This window comes from Novosphingobium sp. 17-62-19 (genome assembly GCF_002256775.1).
In the GTDB taxonomy this organism is placed as follows: Bacteria; Pseudomonadota; Alphaproteobacteria; order Sphingomonadales; family Sphingomonadaceae; genus Novosphingobium.
In genome coordinates, this window is record NZ_NCII01000047.1 from 20,359 (window position 1) to 28,352 (window position 7,994).

At 62.8% G+C, this 7,994-nt stretch carries 8 protein-coding genes; 5 read left to right on the top strand and 3 right to left on the bottom strand.

Annotated features, from left to right (window positions below):
• The first annotated feature begins 13 nt into the window (after nucleotides 1-13).
• Both accD and B7X90_RS10175 read left to right on the top strand, forming a co-directional pair.
• Nucleotides 14-865 (top strand): acetyl-CoA carboxylase, carboxyltransferase subunit beta, encoded by an 852-nt coding sequence (accD, locus tag B7X90_RS10170; RefSeq protein WP_292624151.1) that lies wholly within the window; start codon nucleotides 14-16, stop codon nucleotides 863-865.
• A 145-nt stretch (nucleotides 866-1,010) separates the two neighbouring features.
• Complete coding sequence (locus B7X90_RS10175) at nucleotides 1,011-2,318, top strand: folylpolyglutamate synthase/dihydrofolate synthase family protein (protein ID WP_292624153.1); 1,308 nt, start codon at nucleotides 1,011-1,013, stop codon at nucleotides 2,316-2,318.
• Here B7X90_RS10175 and B7X90_RS10180 read toward each other — a convergent pair whose 3' ends face one another.
• Nucleotides 2,319-3,647 (bottom strand): MFS transporter, encoded by a 1,329-nt coding sequence (locus tag B7X90_RS10180; RefSeq protein ID WP_292624154.1) that lies wholly within the window; start codon nucleotides 3,645-3,647, stop codon nucleotides 2,319-2,321.
• A gap of 112 nt (nucleotides 3,648-3,759) precedes the next feature.
• On the opposite strand from B7X90_RS10180, the gene B7X90_RS10185 reads away from it, so the two are divergent.
• A complete protein-coding gene (locus tag B7X90_RS10185; RefSeq protein WP_292624156.1) occupies nucleotides 3,760-4,656 on the top strand; it encodes a pseudouridine synthase in 897 nt (298 codons plus the stop codon).
• Nucleotides 4,653-5,198: a 16S rRNA (guanine(966)-N(2))-methyltransferase RsmD gene (gene rsmD, locus B7X90_RS10190; RefSeq protein WP_292624158.1), complete on the top strand. Its 546-nt coding sequence runs from the start codon at nucleotides 4,653-4,655 to the stop codon at nucleotides 5,196-5,198. The genes B7X90_RS10185 and rsmD overlap by 4 nt, the downstream gene beginning before the upstream one ends.
• A 141-nt stretch (nucleotides 5,199-5,339) precedes the next feature.
• Here the strand turns inward: rsmD and B7X90_RS10195 are convergent, their stop codons facing one another.
• Together B7X90_RS10195 and B7X90_RS10200 are read right to left on the bottom strand one after the other, a co-directional pair.
• Nucleotides 5,340-6,599 (bottom strand): MFS transporter, encoded by a 1,260-nt coding sequence (locus B7X90_RS10195; protein ID WP_292624160.1) that lies wholly within the window; start codon nucleotides 6,597-6,599, stop codon nucleotides 5,340-5,342.
• Nucleotides 6,600-6,768: 169 nt separating this feature from the next.
• The gene (locus B7X90_RS10200; RefSeq protein ID WP_292624162.1) at nucleotides 6,769-7,455 is read right to left on the bottom strand and encodes a hypothetical protein; all 687 of its coding nucleotides are present in this window, start codon (nucleotides 7,453-7,455) and stop codon (nucleotides 6,769-6,771) included.
• Between the two features lie 181 nt (nucleotides 7,456-7,636).
• Between B7X90_RS10200 and B7X90_RS10205 the strand changes: the two genes are divergently transcribed.
• Nucleotides 7,637-7,876, top strand: a complete 240-nt coding sequence (locus B7X90_RS10205) for a hypothetical protein (protein ID WP_292624164.1) — start codon at nucleotides 7,637-7,639, stop codon at nucleotides 7,874-7,876.
• Nucleotides 7,877-7,994: the final 118 nt, after the last annotated feature.

The window sequence follows — 7,994 nt, forward strand, 5'->3', positions numbered from 1 at the left end:
GGATATTCTGGGCATGAGTTGGCTCAACAAGGTCCGCAACGCCCTCCCCTTCACGCCGAAGCGGGACACGCCGGACAACCTCTGGATCAAGTGTCCTTCGTGCAGCGAAATGCTGTTCGTGAAGGACTATGAAGACAACCTCTCGGTCTGCCCGCTTTGTGAACACCACGGCCGGATTGGTGCAGACGCGCGGCTCGACCAGTTGCTGGACGCAGGATACGAACTGCTGCCAGCGCCCAAGGTCAAGGAAGACCCGCTCAAGTTCCGCGACAGCAAGAAGTACGTCGACCGCTTGAAGGCTGCCCGCGCCGCCAATCCTCACGCCGATGCGCTGACCAACGCTTTCGGCAAGATCGAAGGACAGAAGGCCGTTGTCGGCGTGCAGGAATTCGCGTTCATGGGCGGATCGATGGGCATGGCCGTGGGCAATGCTTTTGTCGCCGGGTGCGAACGAGCAGTGCGTGAGAAGTGCCCCTATATCGCCGTGACCGCCGCAGGCGGCGCGCGTATGCAGGAAGGCATCCTCAGCCTGATGCAGATGCCGCGCTCGACTGTGGCGATTGCCCGGCTCCGCGCTGCGGGCCTGCCCTATATCGTGGTGCTGACCGATCCCACCACCGGTGGTGTCACCGCCAGCTACGCCATGCTGGGCGATGTGCAGATTGCCGAACCCGGCGCGCTCATCGGCTTTGCCGGACAGCGCGTGATCCAAGACACGATCCGCGAAAAGCTGCCCGAAGGCTTCCAGCGCGCAGAGTACCTCTATGCGCACGGCATGATCGACATGGTAACGCACCGCCGCGACATGAAAACGACGCTGGCGCAGGTGATCGACTACCTGATGGCGGCGAAGGCGGCGGCGTAAGACCCCTCCACCACCCGCTTCGCGGGCGGTCCCCCTCCCCGTTTGGGCTTCGCCAAAACGGGGAGGATCAGGCAGAATTCCTCCCCGTTTTCACGAAGTGCAAATGGGGAGGTGGCATTGGCAAAGCCAATGACGGAGGGGTTCCTTGAAGGACTTCGCAATTTCGGAAAATGCCGATGTTCAAGCCCAGCTTGACCGCCTCGGCGCGCTGTCGCTGCCATCGGGCCGCCTTGGTCTCGACACTGTGCGCGAGCTTTGCGCGCGACTTGGCGATCCGCAGGAGCACTTGCCGCCTGTGTTCCATGTTGCCGGGACCAACGGCAAAGGATCGACCTGTAGCTATCTGCGGCATATCCTTGAGGCCGAGGGGCTGACCGTCCATTCCGCCACCAAGCCGCACCTTGTCCGGTACAACGAGCGCATCCGCATTGCAGGCCAGCTGATCGAGGACGATCTGCTGGCCGCGCTGCTCAAGGAAGTGCTGGACGCCGGACATGACCTTGAACCCAGCTTCTTCGAGGTCACCACGGTCGCCACGTTCCTTGCCTATGCCCGCACGCCCGCTGATGTCTGCGTGATCGAGACCGGGCTTGGCGGAAGGCTGGATGCTACCAATGTGATGCCCACTGCCGCTGTCTGCGGGATCTCCACGCTGGGGATTGACCACGAAGCATTCCTGCTCACCCCCGAAGAAGGCGTGCCTGCCGACCCGATGGCGCGCATCGCGTTCGAAAAGGCGAGCATTGCCAAGCCAGGCGTGCCGCTGGTGACGATGGCCTATCCGGCGGTTCCGGGGGCCTCGGTGGCTGAAACCGCAGCGCGGATCGGCGCGCCGCTGATCATGCGCGGGCGCGATTGGGATGCCCAGATCGCAGGATCGATCCACTATCGCGATGCAGCAGGCGAGTTGACCCTGCCCCTGCCCGCGCTGCCAGGCGAGCATCAGGCCGAGAACGCTGCGTTGGCCGTGGCGATGCTCCGGCACCAGAGCGCCATGTCAGTGTCACTCGCTGCAATGGGCAAGGGCATTGTCGATGCGCGCTGGCCCGCACGCCTGCAACGCCTCGGGCAAGGTCCGCTGACGGATCTGGCCGGGCAGCGAACCATTTGGCTCGACGGCGGGCACAACCCCGACGCAGGCCGCGCCATTGCCCGCCACCTTGCCTCCCAGCCGCCTGTGCATCTGATCATGGGTATGCTGGCAAACAAAGACCCGTCAGCCATCCTGAAGCCTTTGGCCGACCGCGCGCTGTCGCTCTCGGTTGTCCCCGCGCCGGGGCATGACGCGCATCAGCCAGAGGACTTTGCCCCTTTCACCAGCCTGCCCGTACGCAGCTTTGCCACTGTGCCCGAAGCGCTGGCCGCGCTCCCGCCTCAGGGTGATGTGCTGATCGTCGGCTCGCTCTACCTTGCAGGCGAAGTGCTGCGGCTTAACGCGGAGATACCTGACTGATCAGGCAAAAGGATCGGCGTCCGATTTTTCCTCGCCCGCCGTGCCCATCGCCGCATCGACCAGCCCGCTCCGCCCCATCCACCAGAACAGCACCACGCCGGGCAGTGCCAGCAGCGTGGTGAGGATGTAGAAGTTCACGTAACCCATCGTTTCGATCAGTCCGCCCGCCGTAGTGCCAGTGGCAAAACGCCCGATCACGCTCGCACTGGCCGAGATCAGCGCATATTGCGACGCGGTGTAACGCAAGTCGCACAGCGCCGAGAAATAGGCGACAACCACTACCCCGCCATAGCCCGAAGCCATGTTCTCGAACCCGATTGCACCCGCCATGCCGAGGTTTGAATGCCCCGCCGCTGCCAATGCGGCGAACGACAGGTTCGATACCGCCATCAGTACCAGCGCCACCAGCACCGAGCGCTTCAGCCCCATGCGGGTATAGGCAATGCCGCCGATGAAAATACCGATCAGATAGGCCCAGAAGCCCACGCCCACGTCCCAGATGGCAATCTCGTCGTTGCTGAAGCCCAAGTCGTTGAACAGCAGGCGGAATGTCAGGTTCGCCAGCGTATCACCCACTTTGTGGACAAGGATGAACACTAGCACCAGCCACGCGCCGTTGCGCCTGAAAAACTCGCCAAACGGGCCGATAATCGACGCGACGACATCTCCCACGCCCTTCTTGCCCACAGGGTCACGATGGCGTGAAGGTTCGCCCAGCACCAGCGCGGTGAGCATCGCAGGCATCGCGAACAAGGCGCAGAACAGATAGGCAGCGCTCCAGCCGTAGCGCGCGGAAACCACCAGCGCCAAAGCCCCGGCGCCCGCCGATCCGATGCGCCAGCCGTACTGGCTCATTCCCGATCCGGTGCCGAGTTGGTAGGGTTTCAGCGTTTCAATGCGGTAGGCGTCGATCACGATGTCGAATGTCGCGCCGGCAACACCGACCAGCACCGCGGCAAGCACCGTCGCGCCGATGTCGGCCGAAGGATCAACCAGCGCCAAATTCGCCACTGCCGCCATTACCAACGCACCGGACAGCAGCATCCACGAAACGCGCTGCCCCATGCGGCCCAGCAACGGCAAGCGCACGCCATCGACAACCCAGGCCCAGAACACCTTCAGATTGTAGACCAGAAACGCCAGCGTGAAGGCGGTCACCGTCTTCTTGTCGATCCCGTCCTGTGCCAGCCGCGTGGTCAGCGTTGCGCCGATCATTGCATAAGGAAAACCCGACGACATGCCGAGGAAGAACGCGGCGAGCGATTCCTTTTCGAGATAGGGCCGCACCGAATCCATCAAGGTACGCTGGCCGGACGTGTCTGCGCTCATTGACGCGAATGCTCCCTCAAAATCTGACCGGCACACTAGCGGCCAATTGCCATGACGCCAGACCCTCATGACTCGGGGTGACGGATTGCGCGTTTGCGCGTAAGGGCGGCGCATGACTTTACCCCCAAGAAATGGCGGCGATCGCCCGAAGAGGTTCAGCCCTCGATCCGCCACCCCCGAAAAGAAGCCGTTCTCGATGCGCAGTGGTGCGCCGCGCACCTCGCAGCCCGTCGTCCCCGCCAAGCGCGCACTGGCCGAAGATGGCTCCGAGCGCGAGGGCGACCGCATCGCCAAGCTGCTCGCCCGCGCCGGGATCGCCAGCCGCCGCGAGGTTGAGCGGATGATCGAGGATGGCCGGGTCAAGCTGCATGGCGAAGTGGTGACCACGCCTGCCACGTTGCTGACCAGCCTTAGGGGCGTGAGCGTTGACGACAAGCCGGTTGGCCCCATCGCCGCCCCGCGCCTGTTCCGCTTCCACAAGCCCGCAGGCCTGATCACCGCCGAGCGTGATCCCACGGGCCGCCCGACGATCTACACCGCTTTGCGCAATTCCATGCCTGCAAACACTCCGCGCGTTATGCCGGTGGGCCGTCTCGACGTGAACACCGAGGGGCTGCTGCTGATGACCAACGATGGCGAGTTGAAGCGCGCGCTGGAACTGCCCTCCACCGGCATCCCGCGCACCTATCGCGCCCGCACGTTCGGTGAGATCACCCAGGCACGGCTCGAAGAGCTGATGGAGGGCATAGAGATCGACGGCGTGCGTTATGGCCCGATCAACGCCAATCTGGAACGCAGCGCCAACCGCAACAAATGGATCGAAATGACGCTGACCGAAGGCAAGAACCGCGAAATCCGCCGCGTGCTCGAACACCTCGGCCTTGAAGTCTCGCGCCTGCTGCGCACCAGCTATGGCCCGTTTGAACTGGCCGATCTGCAGCGCGGATCAGTGGAAGAGATCCCGCAGGTGCAGGTTGAACGCTTCCGCAAGACATTGAAAGCCAAATGAGAATAATCGCAGGAGAATGGCGCGGCCGCCCGTTGCGCGCGCCCGAAGGTGACACCACCCGCCCCACTGCGGACCGCACGCGCGAGACCCTGTTCTCGATGCTCGCCAGCCGCATTGGCAGCTTCGAAGGGCTGGCTGTGGCCGACCTGTTCGCCGGTTCGGGGGCGCTAGGCCTGGAAGCATTGTCACGCGGCGCGGCCACTGCACTCTTCGTCGAAACGGACGCCAGCGCCGTCCGCACCATCCGCGCCAACATCGCCGCGCTGCGCTGCGCCCCGCAATGCGATGTTCGTGCATCATCCGTGTTGACCCTAGGCGCGGTTAAGCAGCCGCTCGACCTCGTGATGCTCGATCCGCCCTATGGCACCGGCGCTGGTGCGGTAGCCATCGAGAAGCTGACGCGGTTAGGCTGGATTGGCGAAGGCACGTGGATCAGCCTTGAGACCGGCCTGAAGGAAAACCCCGACGTGCGCATTTGCGAAGTCGATGCAGAGCGCAAGGTTGGCAAGGCATTGATCACGCTGATGCGGTTGAAGGCTTAATACCTGCTCTCTCGCCTTCAGGGGAGAGGTACGAAGGCTTGTTAGTTTGCTGCCTAGCCGGTGTTGAGACGGGCCGAAATTCAGAGCGGATTGTTCTGACGCCCCCACTCCCAACCCTTTCCCCTGAAGGGGAGAGGGTTTTCAGTCCCGCAATCTCGGTGCAAACCAAATGCCCCCCAGCGTCGTCGCCCCTGCAAGCGTCAGGAACAGCCCCACATAGGCTGTGCCGCCGACCGCCGCTGTCCAAGCCGCCGCAAAGGGCGCAAGCGCACCACCAATGATGCCTCCGATGTTGAACGCCAGCGAAATCCCGGTGTAGCGCACCGAAACCGGAAACAGCGTTGGCAGCCACGCACCCAATGGCCCATAGGCGAGGCCCATCACGAACAGCGATCCGGCCAGCGTTGCGAACACCACCGGCAGCGCCCCCGATCCCAGCCCCGTGCCGAAGAACAGCCCGATCACCGCCGTCAGCGCTGCGCCCGTGCCCAGCACGCGCTGGACCGAGGACTTGTCGGCCCAGTACCCCGCAACCAGAATACCGAGCGCAAAGAAGGCGTTGGCCCCCAACTGGATGCCGAGGAACTCCTGTTTGGCATAGCCCAGTTTGGTCGTGGCGAAGGACAGCGCGAACGTCGTCGCAAGGTAGAACACCGCAAAGCACGCCACTACGCCCGCGATCCCGGCCAGCACGGCGGGAGTGTGATCGCGCAGCAGCCGCGTGATCGGCACGTTCGGCGGCGGGGCCTTTTCCATCTCTGCTTTGAACGAAGGCGTCTCGCCGATCTTAAGCCGCACCCATAGCCCCACGCCGACCAGCACCGCGCTTGCCAGAAACGGCACGCGCCAGCCCCAGCTTGCAAAGTCCGCTTCAGATAGACCAAGGCCGAGCAACAGAAACAGCCCGTTGGCAAAGAAGAACCCCACTGGCGCGCCCAATTGCGGTGCGCTGCCAAAGCGGGCCTCCCAGCCCTTGGGCGCATTCTCCACCGCCAGCAGAGCCGCGCCGCCCCACTCTCCGCCAAGGCCGAAGCCCTGGCCGAAACGCAGCAGGCACAACAGCGCAGGCGCGATCCAACCGGCCATCGCATAAGTCGGCAGGAACGCGATCAGCAGCGTCGAAGTGCCCATCAGCATCAGCGAGGCGACGAGCGTGGACTTGCGCCCTATCCGGTCTCCGAAATGCCCGAACACCACGGCCCCCACTGGCCGCGCGAAGAACGCGAGACCAAACGTCATGAAAGCCAGCAGCGTCTGGGCCGTGACCGACTCGCTTGGGAAGAACAGCGGCCCGATCACCAGCGCGGCGGCCGTCGCATAGATGTAGAAATCGTAGAATTCCACCGCCGTGCCGACTAGACTGGCCGTCAGCACTCGTGCGTGCTTCTTCAAGGGATGCAAGGTTCAGTTCCTCCCGCCAGCCTCGACGCGCTTTGGGTAGCGTGCCTGTGACAGCTTTCGAGGGGATTAGGGCGAGCCTGCCGTAACGGCAAGACCAGTAGCGCACGCAAAAGGGCGCGGAACTGCCGTCCCGCGCCCTTGTTCTGTTTTACCGTGTCAATTTGACGGTTCAGACACCGCCGCGGTTACGGCAACCGTCCTGAACGGTCTTGCTGCACAGCGGATAATCCTTGGCACTGGTTGCCGTTGGAGCAGCATTGCTCGCCATGGCTGTGCCCGCTGCTTCCATCCCTGCAGCCGCGCTTGTATCGGCCGTCATACCATCGCTGGCGGGTTGCTCAGGCGTTGCAGGCATGGTGTTCTCAGCCATTCCTGAAGGGGTTGCGCCTGCATTTGGCTGCGCCGGATTGGCGGGAGCCGCGCCGGTTGCCGCAGCCGACTGGCCGCTCACCTGCGCGATGATCGAAGGCCAGACCTGTGTGCGCTGGTCGGGCGTCATGGCATAAACTTGGCCCTTCTGCTCATCGGTCAGTGCCCACCAGCCCTTCTGCTGACTTTCATCCAGCGACCAGAAGTATTCCTGATAGGTTGAAGGCCAGGTTGCATACTTGCTTTTCTGTTCAGCCGGCCAGCCGTCGATCTGCATCTGCTGATCGGACGAAGGGGTGAACGGCGTTGCCGTGCTGGTCGTAGGCGCTGCTGTGGTAGGCGCAGTCGTATCCTGTTGACCGGTTGGCGAAGTAGTGTCCGGCATGGTCGATGTCGCAGGCGGCATAGTGGTTGATTGCGCGGCAACAAGAGCCGGGGTCGAAGCGATGGCAAGAGCCAGCGCGCTGGCCGCAAAAAGGTTACGCATGATGAACTCCTTCGATTATAATTTCTGAAGCCGAAGCATCAGGACGTAAGGCCAAGCCATAGATCTGCACCGGGTTCCGGGGATTGCGGCAAATTGCACTGATTGATGCGACGAGTTGCCAATCTTTAGTCCAAATTAACCGCGCCTCACTTACGACCGACATCGACAACAGGGGGTTTCGATGTCGGATCTTTTGCGTTCGGTAATGATGGGTCTTGGCTGCCTGTCGCTACTCTGGATCAGTTCATGCGCAATCATGGGGGCCACCACCGTGGCGGTAGTCGGCGGTGCTTCGAAAAAGGCGGGCAACTTCTACGAAAAGGAAGAGCTAAAGTGGCACAATGACCGCGACAACAATGCAGCGGCCTATCATGAGCACTCGGACTACGAAGCGGATTACTACGAGAACTACGAGGATTGAGGCCTGGGCTGAGCGAGGTCACGCGCCCTTGCCGCACTGAGGAATGTTCTCTAACCGTTCCCGTGTGTCTCAAATTGCGAATCAAGAACAAAGCTGGCTCGATGGCCTGAACCCGCCC

Coding starts and splice junctions, on each gene's coding strand:
- B7X90_RS10180 (WP_292624154.1), bottom strand. CDS start 3,647: ATGAGCGCAGACACGTCCGGCCAGCGTACCTTGATGGATTCGGTGCGG.
- B7X90_RS10185 (WP_292624156.1), top strand. CDS start 3,760: ATGACTTTACCCCCAAGAAATGGCGGCGATCGCCCGAAGAGGTTCAGC.
- accD (WP_292624151.1), top strand. CDS start 14: ATGAGTTGGCTCAACAAGGTCCGCAACGCCCTCCCCTTCACGCCGAAG.
- B7X90_RS10205 (WP_292624164.1), top strand. CDS start 7,637: ATGTCGGATCTTTTGCGTTCGGTAATGATGGGTCTTGGCTGCCTGTCG.
- rsmD (WP_292624158.1), top strand. CDS start 4,653: ATGAGAATAATCGCAGGAGAATGGCGCGGCCGCCCGTTGCGCGCGCCC.
- B7X90_RS10200 (WP_292624162.1), bottom strand. CDS start 7,455: ATGCGTAACCTTTTTGCGGCCAGCGCGCTGGCTCTTGCCATCGCTTCG.